The organism is Streptomyces sp. NPDC005899 (assembly GCF_040629645.1).
Taxonomy (GTDB): domain Bacteria; phylum Actinomycetota; class Actinomycetes; order Streptomycetales; family Streptomycetaceae; genus Streptomyces.
On the sequence record NZ_JBEXWB010000095.1, the window covers coordinates 1 to 18,357 of the forward strand.

At 72.4% G+C, this 18,357-nt stretch carries 19 protein-coding genes and 1 pseudogene; 9 read left to right on the top strand and 11 right to left on the bottom strand.

What is annotated here, in order from left to right; all coding sequences use genetic code 11:
• Positions 1-50: 50 nt before the first annotated feature.
• Positions 51-905 (top strand): alpha/beta fold hydrolase, encoded by an 855-nt coding sequence (locus ABZ371_RS13900; protein ID WP_358678113.1) that lies wholly within the window; start codon positions 51-53, stop codon positions 903-905.
• A gap of 55 nt (positions 906-960) precedes the next feature.
• Here ABZ371_RS13900 and ABZ371_RS13905 read toward each other — a convergent pair whose 3' ends face one another.
• Positions 961-1,872 carry an NYN domain-containing protein gene (locus ABZ371_RS13905; RefSeq protein WP_358678116.1) on the bottom strand — a complete coding sequence of 304 codons (912 nt, stop codon included), beginning with the start codon at positions 1,870-1,872 and terminating at the stop codon, positions 961-963.
• A gap of 210 nt (positions 1,873-2,082) precedes the next feature.
• Here ABZ371_RS13905 and ABZ371_RS13910 point away from each other — a divergent pair, with 210 nt between their 5' ends.
• Positions 2,083-2,235 carry a hypothetical protein gene (locus tag ABZ371_RS13910; protein ID WP_175420788.1) on the top strand — a complete coding sequence of 51 codons (153 nt, stop codon included), beginning with the start codon at positions 2,083-2,085 and terminating at the stop codon, positions 2,233-2,235.
• A gap of 100 nt (positions 2,236-2,335) precedes the next feature.
• Here the strand turns inward: ABZ371_RS13910 and ABZ371_RS13915 are convergent, their stop codons facing one another.
• The 3 genes from ABZ371_RS13915 to ABZ371_RS13925 form a co-directional block, all read right to left on the bottom strand.
• Positions 2,336-2,941: a MarC family protein gene (locus tag ABZ371_RS13915; protein ID WP_358678119.1), complete on the bottom strand. Its 606-nt coding sequence runs from the start codon at positions 2,939-2,941 to the stop codon at positions 2,336-2,338.
• A gap of 205 nt (positions 2,942-3,146) precedes the next feature.
• Positions 3,147-4,022 carry a PHP domain-containing protein gene (locus ABZ371_RS13920; RefSeq protein ID WP_358678157.1) on the bottom strand — a complete coding sequence of 292 codons (876 nt, stop codon included), beginning with the start codon at positions 4,020-4,022 and terminating at the stop codon, positions 3,147-3,149.
• 109 nt (positions 4,023-4,131) lie between these two features.
• The gene (locus ABZ371_RS13925; RefSeq protein WP_358678122.1) at positions 4,132-4,776 is read right to left on the bottom strand and encodes a DUF6758 family protein; all 645 of its coding nucleotides are present in this window, start codon (positions 4,774-4,776) and stop codon (positions 4,132-4,134) included.
• Positions 4,777-4,919: 143 nt separating this feature from the next.
• Here ABZ371_RS13925 and ABZ371_RS13930 point away from each other — a divergent pair.
• A pseudogene (locus ABZ371_RS13930) lies at positions 4,920-5,522 on the top strand (MFS transporter); the annotation flags it as partial.
• A 64-nt stretch (positions 5,523-5,586) separates the two neighbouring features.
• On the opposite strand, the gene ABZ371_RS13935 reads toward ABZ371_RS13930, so the two are convergent.
• Positions 5,587-6,171 carry a suppressor of fused domain protein gene (locus ABZ371_RS13935; protein ID WP_358678125.1) on the bottom strand — a complete coding sequence of 195 codons (585 nt, stop codon included), beginning with the start codon at positions 6,169-6,171 and terminating at the stop codon, positions 5,587-5,589.
• A gap of 434 nt (positions 6,172-6,605) precedes the next feature.
• Between ABZ371_RS13935 and ABZ371_RS13940 the strand changes: the two genes are divergently transcribed.
• Together ABZ371_RS13940 and ABZ371_RS13945 are read left to right on the top strand one after the other, a co-directional pair.
• Positions 6,606-7,721 (top strand): magnesium and cobalt transport protein CorA, encoded by a 1,116-nt coding sequence (locus ABZ371_RS13940; RefSeq protein ID WP_358678128.1) that lies wholly within the window; start codon positions 6,606-6,608, stop codon positions 7,719-7,721.
• Positions 7,722-7,756: 35 nt separating this feature from the next.
• Positions 7,757-8,272 (top strand): hypothetical protein, encoded by a 516-nt coding sequence (locus tag ABZ371_RS13945; RefSeq protein ID WP_358678130.1) that lies wholly within the window; start codon positions 7,757-7,759, stop codon positions 8,270-8,272.
• Between the two features lie 14 nt (positions 8,273-8,286).
• Here the strand turns inward: ABZ371_RS13945 and ABZ371_RS13950 are convergent, their stop codons facing one another.
• Entirely contained in the window at positions 8,287-9,048 is a 762-nt protein-coding gene (locus ABZ371_RS13950; protein ID WP_358678133.1) for a hypothetical protein, read from the bottom strand.
• A 171-nt stretch (positions 9,049-9,219) separates the two neighbouring features.
• On the opposite strand from ABZ371_RS13950, the gene ABZ371_RS13955 reads away from it, so the two are divergent.
• Genes ABZ371_RS13955 through ABZ371_RS13965 form a run of 3 tightly spaced genes read left to right on the top strand, consistent with a single transcriptional unit; the run spans position 9,220 to position 12,221 of the window.
• Positions 9,220-10,494, top strand: coding sequence for a CBS domain-containing protein (locus ABZ371_RS13955; RefSeq protein WP_358678136.1), 1,275 nt, complete (start codon positions 9,220-9,222; stop codon positions 10,492-10,494).
• On the top strand, positions 10,484-11,044 hold the full coding sequence (locus tag ABZ371_RS13960) for a DUF1003 domain-containing protein (protein ID WP_358678139.1): 561 nt from the start codon (positions 10,484-10,486) through the stop codon (positions 11,042-11,044). The genes ABZ371_RS13955 and ABZ371_RS13960 overlap by 11 nt, the downstream gene beginning before the upstream one ends.
• A 43-nt stretch (positions 11,045-11,087) precedes the next feature.
• Positions 11,088-12,221 (top strand): Mrp/NBP35 family ATP-binding protein, encoded by a 1,134-nt coding sequence (locus tag ABZ371_RS13965; protein ID WP_358678142.1) that lies wholly within the window; start codon positions 11,088-11,090, stop codon positions 12,219-12,221.
• 108 nt (positions 12,222-12,329) lie between these two features.
• On the opposite strand, the gene ABZ371_RS13970 is transcribed toward ABZ371_RS13965, so the two are convergent.
• From ABZ371_RS13970 to sigE, 5 genes are all read right to left on the bottom strand, one after another.
• Positions 12,330-12,992 carry a hypothetical protein gene (locus tag ABZ371_RS13970; RefSeq protein WP_358678145.1) on the bottom strand — a complete coding sequence of 221 codons (663 nt, stop codon included), beginning with the start codon at positions 12,990-12,992 and terminating at the stop codon, positions 12,330-12,332.
• Positions 12,993-13,114: 122 nt separating this feature from the next.
• Positions 13,115-13,573 (bottom strand): sec-independent translocase, encoded by a 459-nt coding sequence (locus ABZ371_RS13975; protein ID WP_358678160.1) that lies wholly within the window; start codon positions 13,571-13,573, stop codon positions 13,115-13,117.
• Positions 13,574-13,699: 126 nt separating this feature from the next.
• Positions 13,700-15,631 carry a trypsin-like peptidase domain-containing protein gene (locus ABZ371_RS13980; protein WP_358678148.1) on the bottom strand — a complete coding sequence of 644 codons (1,932 nt, stop codon included), beginning with the start codon at positions 15,629-15,631 and terminating at the stop codon, positions 13,700-13,702.
• A 93-nt stretch (positions 15,632-15,724) separates the two neighbouring features.
• Positions 15,725-16,693, bottom strand: coding sequence for a zf-HC2 domain-containing protein (locus ABZ371_RS13985; protein WP_358678151.1), 969 nt, complete (start codon positions 16,691-16,693; stop codon positions 15,725-15,727).
• Complete coding sequence (gene sigE / locus ABZ371_RS13990) at positions 16,690-17,451, bottom strand: RNA polymerase sigma factor SigE (protein ID WP_358678154.1); 762 nt, start codon at positions 17,449-17,451, stop codon at positions 16,690-16,692. Before sigE ends, ABZ371_RS13985 begins: the two co-directional genes overlap by 4 nt.
• 178 nt (positions 17,452-17,629) lie before the next feature.
• Between sigE and ABZ371_RS13995 the strand changes: the two genes are divergently transcribed.
• Complete coding sequence (locus ABZ371_RS13995) at positions 17,630-18,295, top strand: O-methyltransferase (RefSeq protein WP_056793956.1); 666 nt, start codon at positions 17,630-17,632, stop codon at positions 18,293-18,295.
• Positions 18,296-18,357 lie beyond the last annotated feature (62 nt).

Consider the following 18,357-nt stretch of genomic DNA (forward strand, 5'->3'; position numbering starts at 1 on the left):
GCCGTACGGCTGCCGGGGCGCGAACCGGTCCACGGCGATAGCCTCGCCCCATGAGCCGGCCGCCCACCTTCACCCCGCCCCCCTGCGCCCATGCCCGCACGCTGTCCACGGAGCGCGGGGACTTCGCCGTGCTGGACGCCGTGCCCGCCGGGGGCGCGCACGCCACAGCGCTCCTGCTGCCGGGGTACACCGGCAGCAAGGAGGACTTCATCGCCCTGCTGGAACCGCTGGCGCGCGCCGGTTTCCGGGTCGTCTCGGTGGACGGGCGCGGACAGTACGAGAGCGGATGGGCGGACCATCCGGACGCCTACGCGCAGGGCGAGCTGGCGCGCGACGTGCTGGCGCAGGCCGCAGCGCTCACCGGCGCCGCGGAGCCGGGCGGCGTCCATCTGCTCGGGCACTCCCTCGGCGGCCACATCGCCCGCGCCGCCGTGCTGGCGGACTCCGCCCCCTTCCGCTCGCTGACCCTGATGTCGTCCGGGCCCGCCGAGATCTCCCCCGCCCAGCAGAAGAAGGCGCAGCTGCTCGCCGACGTGCTCTCCCGCTGGAGCATGGCCGAGGTGTGGCAGGCCATGCGCGCCATGGATCCGCCCGAGGACGCGGACATCGGTGACGGGGAGGATCTGCGCCGCCGCTGGATGCGTCACGACCCGGCGCAGCTGATCGCCACAGGAGCGCAGTTGTCCCGCGAACCGGACCGGGTGGCCGAGCTCGCCGCCCTGCCCCTGCCCGTCCACGTGATCTCGGGCGGGAGCGACGACGTGTGGCCGGTGCCGCTGCTCGACGACATGGCGCGGCGGCTGGGGGCCCGGCGCACCGTGATCGGGGAGGCGGAGCACTCGCCGAACACGGCCAGGCCGCTGGAGACCGCGGCCGCACTCGTCTCGTTCTGGGAGTCCGTCTGAGCCGTGCGCGGCCGGTACCGGACCCGGGCCCGCGTCTCCCGGTGGCGCCGGCGGATCAGTACTGCGCCTGAAGGTGGTGCCAGAAGCCGTCGCGCAGCGCCCGCCGCAGGTGCGCGTGGCCGCGCAGTGAGTGCTGGAGCAGCCGTTCGGCCTCGACGAGGAGGTCCTGGTCGACGGAGCCCGGGAGGTAGGGGTGCCCGGGCAGCAGGTCGGCGAGGGCCTCGCGGCCGCGTGTGGAGAGCCAGGCGGCCGCGATCTGGGCACCGACGAAGCGGACGTCCTCGCGTGCGGGTGCTGGGCTGTCGTCGTCGTACATCGTGACGGGACGCCGGGTCACGTACGGGCGGCAGAAGTCGAGGTCGAAGGTCCGCTGGCTGTCGACCTCCCAGAGCAGTGGCTCCGCCTGGTTGCGCCCCTCCCCGGCCTCGATGCCCCACAGGTGCACCCGGGCCCCGTAACCCTGCGCCGATTCGACGGCCGACACCAGGTCCTCGTCGCCGCCGACGAGCGCCGCGTCACTGATGGCCCGGTGGCGGGCGAGGGACTCGAGGTCGGTGCGGATGAGCGAGTCGACGCCCTTCTGCTGGTTGTTGGCGTTGAGGTTGCCGAGCCGGACCTTGACGTCGGGGAGTTCGGCGATGGCCTGCTGTTCCGCGGTGTGGATCCGGCGCCTGGCTCCGTCATACCAGTACACGCGCAGGAGCCGGCTGTCCGCGAAGATCGTGCGGGCCTTGTCGATGAAGGCCTCGATCAGGCCCTCCGCGTCGAGGTCGAAGGAACGCCGGTCCTCGGTGCCGGTGACGAGCAGGCCGGCCGCGGCGTAGACGTATCCCGCGTCGACGAAGATCGCGTGGGTGGAGGGTGTCTTCGACACCTCCGCCAGGACGCGCTGGAGCAGTTCGTTGGTCCGGTCCAGCTGTTCGCGGATGCCGGAGGCGTCGTCGGGCCGCGTGTCCTCGTCGGTCATGCGGGCCTCTTCGTCCGCGCGTGCGGGATTACCGGCGGGTACTTAGACATCCAAAAAATTTCCTTAGCGTAGGGAATGTTTGCCCTGGGCAAGCCGTTGGTACCTGTATGGAGCACGGGACGCGGACGTCCCGGGCCCCACATCCTTGTGGACGGCAGGTCCGTCCAGCCAGTAGTTCTCCAGCAGGAGGATCAGACGAAGGGAAGCCGTATGCGCTTCGAGATCATGCGACTCGACGATGTCGACGGTACCGCCGTGGACAGCACCGTCGTGGACGCCGCCTCCGTCAACCGGATCGTGCAGCAGGCCGCCTCCATGGGCCAGCGCATCTACATCCGGCCGGCCGACACGTCGGCCTCGTAACACCTTGTTCTGCTTCGAGTCGCCGACATCGGGCGTATGACGAGCTGAGGACGAAGCGCCCCCGCACCGGAACCGTGCGGGGGCGCCGTGCTGTCCGGGGTCAGGAGTTCTGGATGACCTGGGTGACCCCGTTGATGATCTGCTGGACGGCGATCGCGGAGAGCATCATCCCGGCGAGCCGGGTGACGAGGACCACTCCCCCGTCCCTGATCACCCGGATGATCAGCAGCGAATAGCGCATGGTCAGCCAGAGCACGACGTGCATGGCGAAGATCGCCGACCACACCGACACCTGCCCGCCGAAGCCGTCGGCGTGCTGCACCGCGAGGATCACCGAGACGATGGCCCCGGGGCCGGCCAGCAGCGGCATGCCCAGCGGGACGAGGGCGACGTTGACGTCCTTGGTCTGCGTGGGCTCGTCCGTCTTGCCGGTGAGCAGGTCGAGCGCGATCAGCAGCAGCAGGAGACCGCCCGCGATCATCAGGGCCGGGACCGAGACGTGCAGGTAGTCGAGTATCTGCTGGCCGAGCACTCCGAAGACGGCGATCACGGAGAAGGCCACGGAGACGGCCTGCAGGGCCATCTTGCGCTGCACCTTGGCGGGGCGTCCCGCGGTGAGCGCCAGGAAGATGGGTGTGATCCCGGGCGGATCCATGATCACGAACAGGGTCAGGAAGAGGGATCCGAAGACAGCGATGTCGAACACAGTGAGCCTTGCGAGAGGAGAGCGGGTCGAACAGGGAGGTGCGCGGACCGGCGCGCGCCACGGTGCCCGGGCACACCCGGGGGCGGCGGCGGTGCGGTGACGTGGAGAGCGGGGAGGCGCGGGGAAACTCGTCGTGCGCGGCGGGACGTCCGCCGGGCGGACGGGCACCGGGCGGAGAGGACCCGCCCACCGGGCGGGGAGGTCGTTACGCGCGGAGTTCGCGGAGCGGTCCGCCGGCGCCCGGCACGGGGAACGCCCCCGTGGCACGCCGGGTGATCTCGCCGTAGATCTCGGGGTCCGTGGTGAAGTCACCGAGCCGGACGGTCTTTCGGGTGCCGTGGTAGTCGCTCGACCCGGTGGGCAGCAGCCCGAACTCGGCGGCCAGCCCCCGCAGCCGCGCCCTGGTGGCCTCGTCGTGGTCCATGTGGTCGACCTCGACGCCGTCGAGACCCGCGGCGGCCAGGTCCGCGATCACGGACTCCGGCACGACGGCCCCCCGCTTGACGGCGAGGGGGTGGGCGAGGACGGTCACGCCGCCGGCGGCCTTGACCAGCCTGACCGCCTCGAACGGGTCGAGTTCGTGCTTCCCGGCGTAGGCGCGGCCGCCGTCGGCGAGCCAGTCGGGCGTGAAGGCGTCGGACACCGAGTCGACGACGCCGAGGTCCACCAGGGCGGTCGCGATGTGCGGGCGGCCGACCGAGCCGTCTCCGGCGATACGGTCCACCTGCTCCCAGGTGATCGGGACGCCGAGTTCCCGCAGCTTGCCCACCATGGTCCGGGCACGCGGCACCCGGTCGTCCCGGACCAGTTCGCGCTCGCGCGCGAGTTCGGGTTCCGAGGGGTCGAAGAGGTAGGCCAGCATGTGCAGGCCGACACCGCCGACACGGCAGGAGAGCTCGGCTCCCGTGACGAGTGTCAGGCCCTCGGGGAGGGCCGCCGCCGCTTCCGCGTACCCGCCGACCGTGTCGTGGTCGGTCAGGGCGACGACGTCGAGGCCGGCCGCGGCGGCGCCGGCCACGAGTTCGGCGGGGGTGTCCGTGCCGTCCGACGCGGTGGAGTGGGTGTGCAGATCGATGCGCACGACGTACTCCAGGGCTGCTGACGGGCGGGGGACGCTCAAGGATAACCGGAGGGCACGGCACCGCCGGCCGCCCGCCGGGTCCTCCCGGGGCGTCAGCCGCCCGGGCCGCTCAGGGGGGCGTCAGCAGCCGGGGGGTGAGGGCTCCGCAGGGTACGAGGTCCGCTTCGCCGCCCGCGTCGCGCAGGTCGGTCAGCACCAGGTCGTCGTACATCATCAGCCCCGACTGCTCGGGCCAGACGATCGCCCAGAGCCAGAGGCCGCACGCCTCCCCGGCGAAGACGGCCCGGTCGTCCGGGGCGTCCCCGACGTGCCAGAGCGGGGTGGGCCGCCCGGCGGCGAGCAGCTTGGCGTCCGGGGCGCCGTCCAGCCGCAGGCCGGCGCCGGGGTCGAGGCCGTCGATCCCGGCGTAGCGGGCACCGAGCCCGACGCCGAGCTCCTCGGCGACGAGGAGGAGCTCGCACAGGCCGCCGAGCGGCCCCGGCCCCGAGCAGGCGACCGCGGTCGCGCGTCCGCCGCTGCGGTCGTCCCCCGCGTACGCCGCACCCGTGAACAACCAGCCCACGGGAAGCGGCCAGGGCATCCACACCGGCACCCGCGCCCTGTGCACGACCACGCCGAGCGCCTCCACGCTGGGTGGGACCACCGGCTGCATCGGGTGCACCTGGCCGTGGGCCGAGCACTGCCAGGCATCGGCGAACAGGCCGGGCGCCCTGACCCGGCCACCGCACTTCGGGCAACTGGGTTCGCCCCTCATACCGCCCAACGGTCCTCTCCGGTCGTCCCCGCGTCAAGGACGATCACCCGTCCGCAGCGTGGCCCGGACGCGGGAGGCGGTGGCGGGGGTCCGGAGAACGGCACCCCCATATAGATGTAGCTCGCATTCATTAGGTGTCCTAACTGGGCCACCGGGGCCTGGCGTCGGTGGCGGCCTCGGCCTTCTTCTACAACTACGCCTTCTTCACCGTCCTGGCCTTCACGCCGTTCGTACTGGACATGACCCCGTACAGGTCGGGCGCGGTGTTCTTCGGCTGGGGGCTGCTCCTCGCCGTCTTCTCCGTGCTCGTCGCCCCACGCCTGCAGCGGCGCTTCGGCTCGCTGAGGGTGATCGGCGCCTCGCTGGTCCTGCTGGCCGCCGACCTGGTGGTCCTCGGGTACGGCGGCCACACGACAGCCGTCGTCTGCACCGTCGTCTCCGGCGCCTTCATCGGCCTGAACAACACGGTCTACACGGAACTGGCCCTCGGGGTGTCTGACGCACCGCGCCCCGTGGCGAGCGCCGGCTACAACTTCGTCCGCTGGTTCGCCGCGGCCGCGGCCCCCTACCTGGCCCCGAAGATCGGGGAGTGGAGCGACATCCACGTCCCGTTCGTCGTGGCCGCGGTGGCGGCCCTCGCCGGAGCCCTCGTCGTCCTGGCCCGGCGCGCGGCGCTGACCCACGAGGCCGAGGAGCTGATGCCGCGGCACGCCGCCGAGGACGGCGCCGCCGCCCTCGCCGACTGATCCGGCCGACCCGCCCGGAGCCCCGCCTCCCGCGTACGGCGGGGCTCCGCGTGCGGGTGGCCCGTCAGTCCAGCGGCACGGACGCGCGCAGCGGATCGCGCAGGTCCGTGCCGTGCGACAGCCAGCGCTCCTGCAACTCCTGGGCACCCCTGACCCGCTTCCAGGCGGCCTCGTTCGGCGTCATCGGCAGCAGCGGCAGGAAGCGCACCGGGTCCATCGGGGCGTCCAGCTCCAGATCCTCGACCAGGCCGCCCGGCTCGGCCACCAGCACGGAGGAGAACAGCGCTCCGGCCCACAGCGGGCTGCCGAGGTCCAGTGAGGCGCCCGGCGCCACGACGAGTCCCTCGACCTGCGGGGAGGCGGCCAGCACCGCGAGGGGGCGCAGCACCTGGTCGGTGGCGGCGAGCCCCAGCCGTACGGAGAGGACGAGTTCGGCCCGGGGGCCCTTCACCGGGTCGGCGAGCGGAGAGGTCGGGTCGGCCATCGGCTGCGACGACATGCCCAGGGTGGCGTAGCGCACGACATCACCGTCGACGAAGCGGAGCACCTCGATGCGGTCCGTGCCGAGGAACGTCACTTCGGCGCGTGCGTCCGGCTCCCCCAGGGCCGTACGGAGCCGTGCCTCGACCAGATCAAGAATTTCTCCCATACGGCGAGCATAGAACGCGTCTCGAAGGGGCAAAGGAAGGAATCGGGCCCGGGGCTGCTGATAGCCTGAACCGTCGGTCGGGACAGCACGCAGAAGCGTCGCTCTCAGTCCTGACAACACGTGATCCCCACGGGGACCACGACCACGTGATCCCCCACGGGGGACCGGCCGGAGGAGGTGGGGCTGCGGTGGATCCAAGTCGACCGTGCAGTACCAGCCGTTCTTCCGCACGACGCCTTCCTTCTGTGGTCTGACGCCCTTTCCGGACGTGTCCGCGGTAGTTCGCGCAACGGAAGAGCACTTCGTTTTTGCCTGTCTGTAGCGAACGCCGTCATCGGCGCACGCGCGGTGCCGCCCGCTTTGCGGACGTGAGCGCACGTCCCCATTCCGGGCTGTTCCACGCCCCGCCGACGGCCCTCCGTGAAGGAGCCAGCATGTCGATGATCCGCGACCTGCGCGCCGCCGTGCGCCCGTCCCTGCGCAAGAGCAACACCCCGTACAACAGCTACGACACCACCCGTGACCCGTCCGCCTCCAGTGCCGTGGTCGACTGCGCCGTCTACCGCGACGGGCGCCGGCTCACGGCGGACGGCTGCCGCACGCCGCACGAGGCGATGCTGCGGGTGCGCGAGGAGGGCGGTTTCGCCTGGATCGGCCTGCACGAGCCGACGGAGGAGGAATTCGCCGGTATCGCGAAGGAGTTCGGCCTGCACCCGCTCGCCGTGGAGGACGCGGTCCACGCCCACCAGCGGCCCAAGCTGGAGCGGTACGACGACACGCTGTTCACCGTCTTCAAGACCATCCACTACGTCGAGCACGCCGAACTCACCGCGACCAGCGAGGTCGTGGAGACCGGCGAGGTGATGTGCTTCACCGGCCGGGACTTCGTCATCACCGTCCGGCACGGCGGGCAGGGATCGCTGCGCGCACTGCGCCACCGGCTCCAGGACGACCCCGATCTGCTCGCCAAGGGCCCGTCCGCCGTCCTGCACTCCATCGCCGACCACGTGGTCGACGGCTACATCGCGGTGGCCTCGTCGGTGCAGGACGACATCGACGAGGTGGAGATCGAGGTGTTCTCCACGCCGGCCAAGGGCGGTCCGCGCGGGGCGGACGCGGGGCGGATCTACCAGCTCAAGCGCGAGGTGCTGGAGTTCAAGCGGGCCGTGTCGCCGCTGCTGCGGCCGATGCAGCTGCTGAGCGAGCGGCCGATGCGGCTGATCGACCCCGACATCCAGAAGTACTTCCGTGACGTGGCCGACCACCTGGCCCGGGTGCAGGAGGAGGTCATCGGCTTCGACGAGCTGCTGAACTCCATCCTGCAGGCCAATCTGGCGCAGGCGACCGTCACCCAGAACGAGGACATGCGCAAGATCACGTCCTGGGCGGCCATCGTCGCCGTACCGACGATGATCTGCGGCGTCTACGGCATGAACTTCGAGCACATGCCGGAACTGCGCTGGACCTACGGCTATCCGACGGTGATGGGCGTCATCGGCGTCGTCTGCTTCTCCATCCACCGCACCCTCAAGCGCAACGGCTGGCTCTAGGGCCGCCGTCGCGACGGCCCCGTAGAGTTTCCGCCATGACTGCTGACGCGCTGCTGGACCGGGCCCTCGTCGAGGAGGCCACCAAGAAGTCCGGCCTGATCTGGGTGCGGGGCTCCGGTCCCGCCCGGGCCCTGTGGCACGTGTGGCACGACGGCGCGGCCCTGCTGGTCGGTGACGGCCCGGGGGAACAGCCGCTGCCCGCCGGTCTGGAGGCGGGCGCCGCCGCCGAGGTGACGGTCCGCAGCAAGGACAAGGGCGGGCGCGTCGTCGCCTGGACCGCCGCCGTCCTCGTGCTGGAGCCGCACTCCGAGGACTGGGAGGCGGCGGTCGCCGAGCTCAAGGGCAAGCGGCTGAACGCACCCGACGCCGAGCGGATGACCGAGCGGTGGGCCCGTGAGTGCCGTGTCCTGAGGCTGGTGCCCGGAGCGGCCCGTACGCAGCTGCCGGACGGCTCGCTGGCCGCGGCGCCGCTGCCCACCGGGGCGACCACACGGCAGCCCGCGCCCGCCGCACTCCACCGGCTGCTGCTGAAGCGGCGCGGGCGGCGCTGACGGGCCGGTGCCCGTCAGCCGGAGGACCTGGGGAGCTGCCCGCCGTAGTCGACGGTCTCGTCCTCGGGCGGCTGCTCCAGGGCGAAGGCCTCGCCCCAGTCGGCGAGGGTCAGGGTGCCGCCGCCCCCGCCCCGGGCCACCCGCAGCGGGAACGGGGTGCCCTTGAGGGAGACGTCGAGCGTGCCACCCTCACCCTTCCCGCCCATGATCTGCACGGTACGGACCCCGCCGACGGTCTCCCGGTCGCCCTTGTTGACCTTCCCGTGCAGCGTGAGCACCCCGTCGAGCAGGGTCTTCTTCTCCGTGAAGCCGCGCAGCTGTTTGTAGGTGGGATCGTCCTCGGGCACCTTGACGTACTTGCCCTGGAGTTTGCCGGCGGCGGCCCGGTCGCTCTCCTCCTCGCCGGTCTCGTCCCCGTGGCTCCAGAAGCCGGCGTCGGCCTTCAGGAAGAGTGCGTCGCCGATCCGCAACAGCGTGAACGTGCTCTGCCCCGAGGTGACCGAACCGGTGCCGCCGTCCGCGCTGACCTGCATGTTCAGGGTGTAGGTGCCGCCCTTGCCGACCAGCTTGCCCGTCAGCCGCACGGCGTCCGAGGCGGCCGCCGCCGCCCGCGCCCTGCTGTCGATCTCCGCCGCACCCAGCTTGCCGACGCCGTTGGTCCCCTTGTCCGGGTCCTCGCCGGCGCAGGCGGTGAGTGCCGCGGTGAGCCCCGCGCAGAGGACCACGGCGAGAGCGGTCCGGCGATGAGCCCGGGCGGCCGGGGCGGAAGAGGTCACGGGCGCACTGCCTCTCGTCTGTGTGTCGGGGGGTGGCAGACCGCAGCGTACCCGGGGCGCGTACACCCTTCGGCCCAGCTCCGTACGGGCGGCCGCCGGGGCGCGCCGGACCACCACCGGCTAGCCTGATCACGGCGAAGGAGGACGTGAGGCACGAAGGAGGCGCACGGAATGGCGGCAGGCGCCCCCAGGGTTTTCGTCTCGCACCTCTCCGGGGTACCGGTGTTCGACCCCAGCGGCGACCAGGTCGGCCGGGTCCGTGACCTGGTGGCGATGCTCCGGGTCGGGGGCCGGCCGCCGCGGCTGCTCGGCATGGTGGTCGAGGTCGTGAGCCGGCGGCGGATCTTCCTGCCCATCACCCGGGTGACGGGTGTGGAGTCGGGGCAGGTCATCACCACGGGTGTGGTCAACATGCGGCGCTTCGAGCAGCGCCCGACCGAGCGACTCGTCCTCGGCGAGTTCCTCGACCGGCGGGTGCGTCTGGTCGAGACGGGCGAGGAGGTCACCGTCCTCGACGTCGCCATCCAGCAGCTCCCCGCCCGCCGTGACTGGGAGATCGACAAGTTCTTCGTGCGCAAGGGCCGGGGCGGGGCGCTCCGCCGCAAGGGTGAGACGCTGACCGTGGAGTGGTCGGCCATCAGCGGCTTCTCACTGGAGCAGCACGGGCAGGGTGCCGAGAGCCTGGTCGCCACCTTCGAACGGCTGCGCCCCACGGACGTCGCCAACGCCATGCACCACCTGTCGCCCAAGCGCCGGGCCGAGGTGGCCGCGGCCCTGGACGACGACCGGCTCGCGGACGTCCTGGAGGAACTGCCCGAGGACGACCAGGTGGAGATCATCGGCAAGCTGCAGGAGGACCGCGCGGCGGACGTCCTGGAGGCTATGGACCCGGACGACGCGGCCGACCTGCTCTCGGAGCTGCCCGAGGCCGACAAGGAACGGCTGCTGGCGCTGATGCGGCCGGACGACGCGGCGGACGTACGGCGGCTGATGGCGTACGAGGAACGGACCGCGGGCGGGCTGATGACGACCGAGCCGATCATCCTGCGGCCGGACGCGACCGTGGCGGACGCGCTGGCCCGGGTCCGCCAGCAGGACCTGTCCCCCGCACTGGCCGCCCAGGTGTACGTCTGCCGGTCGCCCGACGAGACGCCGACCGGGAGGTACCTGGGCACCGTGCACTTCCAGCGGCTGCTGCGCGACCCGCCGTTCACCCTGGTCAGCTCTATCGTGGACAGCGATCTCGTGCCGCTGGCCCCGGACACCCCGCTGCCCGCCGTGACCAGCTACCTGGCCGCGTACAACATGGTCTCGGTGCCCGTGGTCGACGAGAGCGGCTCGCTGCTCGGCGCGGTGACCGTCGACGACGTGCTGGACCACCTGCTGCCCGACGACTGGCGCGAGACCGACTTCGAGGGCGGGGAGGGGACGGCGGATGGCGGCTGAGGACCGCGCCAGGGCGGCTTCGACGGGCGCGTCGGGCCTCGTGCGCCCACCACGTCCCCGGCTCGACCAGCCGAAGGCCCCGCGCCGCCGGCTGCTGCCGGAGTACGACCCCGAGGCGTTCGGCCGGTTCTCGGAGCGCATCGCCCGCTTCCTGGGCACCGGACGGTTCATCGTCTGGATGACGCTGATCATCATCCTGTGGGTGGTGTGGAACATCTACGCCCCGGAACACCTCCGGTTCGACGAGTACCCGTTCATCTTCCTGACCCTGATGCTGTCCCTGCAGGCCTCGTACGCGGCCCCGCTGATCCTGCTCGCGCAGAACCGCCAGGACGACCGCGACCGTGTCACCCACGAGCAGGACCGCAAGCAGAACGAACGCTCGATCGCCGACACCGAGTACCTCTCCCGGGAGATCGCCGCCCTGCGGATGGGCCTCGGCGAGGTCGCCACGCGCGACTGGATCCGCTCCGAACTGGAGGCGATGGTGAAGGACATGGAGGAGCGCCGGCTGCTCTTCCCGGCGGAGAGTGACGAAGGCGACCGCTGAAGGGCTACCCACGCGTAGGCACCGGCGCCGTACCATCGTCGGTATGGCTACGGAAGACGCGGTGCGCGAAGCACTGGCGACAGTGAACGACCCGGAGATCCACCGACCGATCACCGAACTGGGCATGGTGAAATCGGTCGAGATCGATCCTGACGGTGTGGTCGCTGTCACCGTGTATCTCACGGTCTCCGGCTGTCCGATGCGCGAGACGATCACCAGGAACGTGACCGACGCGGTGGCCCGCGTGGAGGGCGTGTCCCGGGTCGAGGTCACCCTCGACGTGATGAGCGACGAGCAGCGCAAGGAGCTCGCCTCCTCGCTGCGCGGCGGCACGGCCGAGCGCGAGGTGCCGTTCGCGAAGCCCGGCTCGCTGACCCGGGTCTACGCGGTCGCGTCCGGCAAGGGCGGCGTCGGCAAGTCCTCGGTGACCGTGAACCTCGCGGCGGCGATGGCGGCCGACGGGCTCAAGGTCGGCGTGGTGGACGCCGACATCTACGGGCACAGCGTGCCGCGGATGCTCGGCGCGGACGGGAAGCCCACCCAGGTCGAGAACATGATCATGCCGCCGTCCTCGCACGGCGTGAAGGTCATCTCGATCGGCATGTTCACCCCGGGCAACACCCCGGTGGTGTGGCGCGGGCCGATGCTGCACCGCGCGCTGCAGCAGTTCCTCGCCGACGTGTACTGGGGCGACCTGGACGTCCTCCTGCTCGACCTGCCGCCGGGCACCGGTGACATCGCGATCTCCGTCGCACAGCTCGTGCCCAACGCCGAGATCCTCGTCGTCACGACCCCCCAGCAGGCCGCGGCGGAGGTCGCCGAGCGGGCCGGTTCCATCGCCGTGCAGACGCACCAGAAGATCGTCGGCGTCGTCGAGAACATGTCGGGCATGCCGTGCCCCCACTGTGACGAGACGGTCGACGTGTTCGGCTCGGGCGGCGGGCAGCGGGTCGCCGACGGGCTGACGAGGACGGTCGGCGCCGAGGTGCCGGTCCTGGGCTCGATCCCGATCGACGTCCGGCTGCGCGAGGGCGGCGACGAGGGCAAGCCCGTCGTCCTCTCCGACCCGGACTCCCCGGCAGGGGCGGCGCTGCGGTCCATCGCCCAGCGGCTGGGAGGCCGTCAGCGCGGCCTGTCCGGCATGTCGTTGGGACTCACCCCGCGCAACAAGTTCTGAGGACCGCGACGCGGTGGTACGGGTGAGGGGGCGGTCTCCGCGGAGGCCGCCCCCTCACCCGTACCACCGCGTGCGTTCAGCGCGCTCGACCCGTACCGCCGGGTGCGCTCAGCCGCCGTACGACGCGATGTCGCCGATTACCGAGAAGCCCAGGCCGTAGGCGCTCATGCCGCGCCCGTAGGCGCCGATGTGGACGCCGTCCGGGGCCGACCCCGCGAGCACCCAGCCGAACTCCGACTCGCGGTAGTGGAACGACACCGGTACGCCGCCCACGGGGAGCGACAGCGTCGACCACGGAGCCTGGCCCAGGTCGTCGGCGAGCTCGAACGCGGTCTCGGTCTGCTGGTCCAGCCATTCGCCGCGCAGGGTGTGGTCCATCTGCGGAGGCCAGGTGTACGCCAGCAGGGAGGAGCCGGCCAGCCACGCCGCGGAGGAGACCGTGGTGGCCTCCAGCACCCCCGTCCCGTCCCCGGTGTGCCGGACCGGACTGCTGCCCACGGTCACGACCACCGCGAACCGCGCCCGCTCCGCGCCGGCGTCGGCCCGCACCACGGGCTCCTCGCCGTGCCCGGTGGATCCGTGCTGCACCGTGCCGTCGGCCGCGGCGGCCACGGTCATGAGCCAGCGCGGGCCGGTGAAGGCCTCGTCCAGCCCGTACCAGGGGAACGGCGCCTTGAGATAGCCGTCGACACTACGCCGGGCCGTCGGCGTTCCCTCCGCGGTGACTGCGCGGGGCGCACCGTCCGCCCCTACCCGACTCGTCGTCTCCACTGCCCGGCCGCCTCCTCGATCTGTCGATGATCCGGAGCGGCCCGCCCCCTGGACGTGGGCGGCCTCGTTACCGGACAGATGGAGAATAGCCATACCGCCCGGACGAGGCGGGATTGAGTGTGTCAGGTGGCGTCTGCGTCGAAGGGCGGACGCGCTTCCCCGGCCGGCTCGGCGGGCCTCTTGCGGAGGTCGGGCGCGGCACCGGAGGACGCGCCCGCCGTCGCGGCCACGCCGTCCGCCGACGGCACGCTCTCACGGCCGTTCACCGCGTCGGTGACCTCCGCCACCTCCTTGCGCAGGTCGAAGCTGTCGCGGATCTCCTTGAGCCCGAGGTCGTCGTTGCCGTCCGCGAGCTGCTTGCGGATGAACGTCTTCGGGTTGAGGTCCTCGAACTCGAAGTCCTTGAACTGCGGGCCGAGCTCCGACCTGATGTCTTCCCTGGCGCTGTCCGAGAACTCACGGATCTTGCGGATGGTGCGCGTGACGTCCTGGATGACCTTCGGCAGCTTCTCCGGGCCGAATACGAGCACGGCAAGAACCACGAGCGTCAGCAGCTCGAGTGCGCCTATGTCGTTGAACACCTTGCTGCTCCTCGTGTTCGCCGCGTGTCCCTGTGTCCCGCGGTTCTCCGCCACCAGGTCGTCGAGGGCCCGGACCGGCTCCACGGTACCCGGCCGGGCTGTCCGGGCGGTACCTGCCGGTGTACGTCAGGTGCCGCTCGCCGAACCCAGTGTCAATGTCACGGACAGCTCCTCGCCGTCACGGGTCAGCCGAAGAGCCAGCCGGTCGCCCGGCCGGTGGGCGCGGATCTTGACGATGAGCTCCTCCCCGCTGTGCACGCGCCGGCCCTCCACTTCGGTGATGACGTCACCGGCTTCGACCCCCGCCTTGTCGGCGGCCCCGCCCTCGGTCACCGCGGGCCCGCCGCCCCCGGCCTTGCCGCCGACCTTCGCCCCGTCGCCGGTGAAGTCCATGTCCAGCGTGACGCCGATCACCGGGTGGGTGGCCCTGCCGGTGTTGATCAGTTCCTCGGCGACGCGCTTGCCCTGGTTGATCGGTATCGCGAAGCCGAGGCCGATGGAACCCGACTGGCCCCCGTCGGGGCCGGCGCCGCTGTCGGCCGCGCGGATGGCGCTGTTGATGCCGATGACCCGGGCGTCGGCGTCGACGAGCGGCCCTCCCGAGTTGCCGGGGTTGATCGGGGCGTCGGTCTGCAGGGCGTCGACGTAGCTGACGTCGGTGCCGTCCCCCTTGTCGCCGCCCGCGGTGATGGGGCGCTGCTTGGCGCTGATGATCCCGGACGTGACCGTGTTGGACAGGTCGAAGGGTGCTCCGATGGCCACCACCGGGTCACCGACCCGCACGTTGTCGGAGTTGCCCAGGGGCAGGGGCCTCAACCCGGAGACGCCCTTCACCTTCACGACGGCGAGGTCGTACCCGCTGTCCTTCCCGACGATCTCGGCGGACGCGGTCTCGCCTCCGCTGAAGGTGACCGTGATGTCACCCGAGGAGCCGGCGGGGGCCACCACGTGGTTGTTGGTGAGGATGTGGCCCTTGCCGTCGAGGACGAAGCCCGTGCCCGTGCCGGACTCGGCGGAGCCGCTGACGTGCAGGGTGACGACGCTGGGCAGCGCGCTGGAGGCGATGCCCGCCACGCTGTCGGGGGCCCGGTCGCCGTTGTCCCGGCCGGCCTGGGGGAGTTCGACGGTGGTCAGGCCGCCGTTGCGCTCGACGTAGGAACCGATCCCGCCGCCGATCCCGCCCGCGACGAGGGCGAGCAGGAGGGCGCCGGCGACCACCGACCCGGGACGGCCGCGGCGCGGCCGGGTGTCTGTGCCGGGAGGCGGGCCCGAGTGGTGCAGAGGCTGCTGGGACCCACCCCACGGGTCGTACCGGCCCCACTGCGAGGCGGCGTGCGGCGGCCCCGCGGGCGGCTCGTAGCCGCCTGCCGGAGGCTGGGGGCGGGGCTGGTGCTGCTGCGGCTGCGGCTGCGGCTGCGGCTGATCGTGTGTCGTCTGCGGGGGTACCGGAGGCGCGTATCCCTCGGCAGGTCCCCGGACGGTGGATTCCGGGACGAGCGGCCCCGGGTGAGCCGGTGGGACGGGCGTGCCGTGGGCGGGCGTGGGCACCGGGCGCTGTACGGGCGGCGCGGGCGCCCAGGGGCCGGGGCCGCCGTACGGCGGGGTGCTGTACTCGTCCGGCGCGTGCAGGGGCTGCCGCCCGAAGGCGGGCACCCGCGGCCCGTGCTCGGGGAGGCCGGGGGTGAGCGCGTCCCCGGCGGTGGGCGGCGGCGCGGCCGGGTACGGGACGGACGCCGCCCCCCGCGCCTGGCGCGGGGAGGCGATCGGCTCCCGGGAGGGCTGCGCGGGGACCTCGGTGACGGACGGCGCGGGCACGCTGCCGGAAGCCGGTGAAGGAATGCCGACGGCGGGCGGTGCGGCGGGCTCCGCCGCGGAGCCGGCGGGCGGTGCGGGAATCCCGGCCGTGGCCGCCGGCGTCTCGCCCGCCGCCACGTCCCCGACGGGGGTGTCCTCGTACCCGGCGGGGCCGGTACTGTCGCGCTCCGCGCCCCCGGTGCGCCCCGCGGAGGGGCGGCTCCACCATTTCGCCTTCGGCCCGCTGGGCTTCCCGTCGTCCATGCTCTCCCCGCCACTGGCCTCCGCACGCCCCCGCGGGGGCGTTCCTGCCGCGAATTCAACCAGGTTCGCGATTCCCTGCGCAGGTGTCCCCGGTCAGCGCAGAGGGGAGAGAGACATCGCCCGGTCGTGGACGGCCGGTGGGGCCGAGGCCGTCACGGCGGGCGCGGCGGTCACCGGGTCAACGGCCGCGCCGAGGGCGGCCGAGAACAGCGGACCGGCGTCGGTCGGACGTATCAGCGGGGGGACCGCCACGTTCAGCACCGGGAAGGCGAGCGTGGGCCCCGCCGGAGCGGTGGTGCCCAGCAGTGAAGGCGCGGAGGCGAGCACCGGCCTGGCGGATGCCGACGGCACCGCCGCCGGTGTGCCCGGTCCGGCATCGGCCGAGAGGGCGCCGCCGCGGCTCCGGGCGGCCGCCGCAGCGCCCCCGGTGCGCGGTTCGGCGTCGAGCGGGGCCGTGGTGGGGCCGGCCCCCTCCGCGCTGAGCGACGTGTCGGGGCCGTAGTCGAGCGGCAGGGTGCCACCGAGCGCGATGGCCGCCAGGGAGACCGCGCCGGCGGCGGCGAAGGCGAAGCGCCGGGCCCGCCAGGGGGAACGGTCGGCTTCGCGGCCGGCCCCGTGGACGCGGAAGACGGAGTCCGACGGGCCTCCGGGCAGCACGGCGGCCGAGCCGTGCGCGGTGGGCAGGTAGCCGAAACCGCCGGGATACTGGCTGCCCGGGCCGGCCTCCGCACGTTCGCCCGGGTGCTGGAGCACGGGGAAGACCCCCTCCCCGAACCGCCTGCCGCCTCCGAAGGGGCCGCCTCGGCCTCCGTCGTCGTCGCCGGTGCCGCCGGGAAGGCCCTGCAGCCGGGCGAGGAAGCCCTCCGACGGGGACGGTGGTGCGGCGGTGGCGAAGGCGCTCTTCAGGCGTCGCTGCGCGTCGGCCTCGGCCTTGCACCTCGAACAGGTGGCCAGGTGGGCGAGCACCCGCTCACGGGCATCATGTTTGAGCTCACCGTCGACAAGCGCGGCGAGCCGGTCCCCCAGGTGCTGCTCCGCGGGGGTGGGACCTGTGCCACTCACGCCGTTCCCCCCTCCCCCGCCAGCACCGCGTCCGCCAGGGAGCGCTGCTCCGCGCGGGCCGCGGGCGAACGGTGCTGGAGTGCCTTGCGCAGGTGCGACCGGCCGCGGTGGATGCGGCTGCGCACCGTGCCGAGCTTGACGCCGAGTGTCGCGGCGATCTCCTCGTACGAGAGCCCCTCGATGTCGCAGAGCACGACTGCCGCACGGAACTCGGGTGCGAGGGTGTCCAGCGCCTGCTGCACGTCCGCGTCGAAGTGCGTGTCGTTGAAGATCTGCTGGGGCGAGGGCTCACGGCTCGGCAGCCGCTCCGCCGCGTCGTCGCCGAGCGAGTCGAAACGGATCCGCTGCTTGCGGCGGACCATGTCAAGGAAGAGATTCGTCGTGATCCTGTGCAGCCAGCCCTCGAAGGTGCCGGGCGTGTACGTGGACAGCGATCGGAAGACGCGGACGAAGACCTCCTGCGTGAGGTCCTCGGCGTCGTGCTGATTACCCGTCAGACGGTAGGCGAGGCGGTACACCCGGCCGCTGTGCGTGCTGACGATCTCTTCCCATGAGGGCGGGGTCCACGCCTGAGAATCCGCATCAGAGGCGAAGGTCGCGGTCGGTGCGGAAACGTCGGAAGAACGGTCAGCAATGTCGGTCACGGATTTCGGCTCACCCGCCGACCTGAGAAGGCGCCGCAGCACTCCTCCCCGATCCACAGGCGCAGCCGCACCTCCCCTATCGGCTCTGGTGGTGTCCAGTGGAGCCCCTACCATAGCCACCTCGCCCGTTAGCTCCGGATAAGCCTTTATTCCCTGCTCGCGCCCGGTCTCCCGGGGCTCGGGGGGTACGTTCCGGACCCGGCCACGCGGCCCGGTCCAGGCGTTTTCCCCCGCCTCCTCCTAACGCCCGGTCCCATCTGCGGGTTCCCGGGTCCAGCCGATACAGTCACCGTTGCGCCAACTACGGGGACAGGAGAGGGTCATTACCGCCAACCGGCAGACGAGCTGGGCGTTCGCCGACGCCTTTGTCGCCGAGGAAGAAGCTCTGCTCTGGGCCCGGGACCGGGCTCACGAGACAGGGCTCCGTTCGGTGTCCCCGGGCACCGGCGCCGCTCTGCGCCTGCTCGCGGCGACGGCGGACGCCAAAGCGGTGGCCGAGATCGGCACGGGGACGGGCGTGTCGGGCATCTACCTGCTCCAGGGCATGCGCCCGGACGGCGTGCTGACCACCGTCGACCCGGAACCGGAGCGCCAGCAGTTCGCCCGCGAGGCATTCCGGGCGGCCGGTTTCGCCACGAACCGCTCCCGGTTCATCCCCGGACGCGCCCTCGACGTCCTGCCACGGCTCGCGGACGGCGGGTACGACCTCGTCTTCTGCGACGGCGACCGGCTCGAGAGCATGGACTGCCTCGCTGAATCGTTGCGCCTGCTGCGGCCGGGCGGGCTGGTCTGCTTCGAAGGGGTCTTCGCGGACGGTCGCACGATCGACTCCGCCGCCCAGCCGGCCGAGGTGCTGCGCCTGCGCGAACTGCTGCGCGCCGTGCGCGAGAGCCAGGAGCTCATGGCGACGCTCCTGCCGGTGGGCGACGGGCTGCTGTGCGCGGTACGGCGCGGCTGACGGCGCCGGACCCACGCCCCACGGCCAGCCGGGCCCACGGCCAAGGGGCAGGCCGCGGCTCA

Excerpts from the sequence above, each read along its gene's own strand:
- ABZ371_RS13900 (WP_358678113.1), top strand. The coding sequence starts at position 51 with ATGAGCCGGCCGCCCACCTTCACCCCGCCCCCCTGCGCCCATGCCCGC.
- ABZ371_RS13905 (WP_358678116.1), bottom strand. The coding sequence starts at position 1,872 with ATGACCGACGAGGACACGCGGCCCGACGACGCCTCCGGCATCCGCGAA.
- ABZ371_RS13910 (WP_175420788.1), top strand. The coding sequence starts at position 2,083 with ATGCGCTTCGAGATCATGCGACTCGACGATGTCGACGGTACCGCCGTG.
- ABZ371_RS13925 (WP_358678122.1), bottom strand. The coding sequence starts at position 4,776 with ATGAGGGGCGAACCCAGTTGCCCGAAGTGCGGTGGCCGGGTCAGGGCG.
- ABZ371_RS13935 (WP_358678125.1), bottom strand. The coding sequence starts at position 6,171 with ATGGGAGAAATTCTTGATCTGGTCGAGGCACGGCTCCGTACGGCCCTG.
- ABZ371_RS13940 (WP_358678128.1), top strand. The coding sequence starts at position 6,606 with ATGTCGATGATCCGCGACCTGCGCGCCGCCGTGCGCCCGTCCCTGCGC.
- ABZ371_RS13945 (WP_358678130.1), top strand. The coding sequence starts at position 7,757 with ATGACTGCTGACGCGCTGCTGGACCGGGCCCTCGTCGAGGAGGCCACC.
- ABZ371_RS13955 (WP_358678136.1), top strand. The coding sequence starts at position 9,220 with ATGGCGGCAGGCGCCCCCAGGGTTTTCGTCTCGCACCTCTCCGGGGTA.
- ABZ371_RS13960 (WP_358678139.1), top strand. The coding sequence starts at position 10,484 with ATGGCGGCTGAGGACCGCGCCAGGGCGGCTTCGACGGGCGCGTCGGGC.
- ABZ371_RS13965 (WP_358678142.1), top strand. The coding sequence starts at position 11,088 with ATGGCTACGGAAGACGCGGTGCGCGAAGCACTGGCGACAGTGAACGAC.
- ABZ371_RS13980 (WP_358678148.1), bottom strand. The coding sequence starts at position 15,631 with ATGGACGACGGGAAGCCCAGCGGGCCGAAGGCGAAATGGTGGAGCCGC.
- sigE (WP_358678154.1), bottom strand. The coding sequence starts at position 17,451 with ATGGTAGGGGCTCCACTGGACACCACCAGAGCCGATAGGGGAGGTGCG.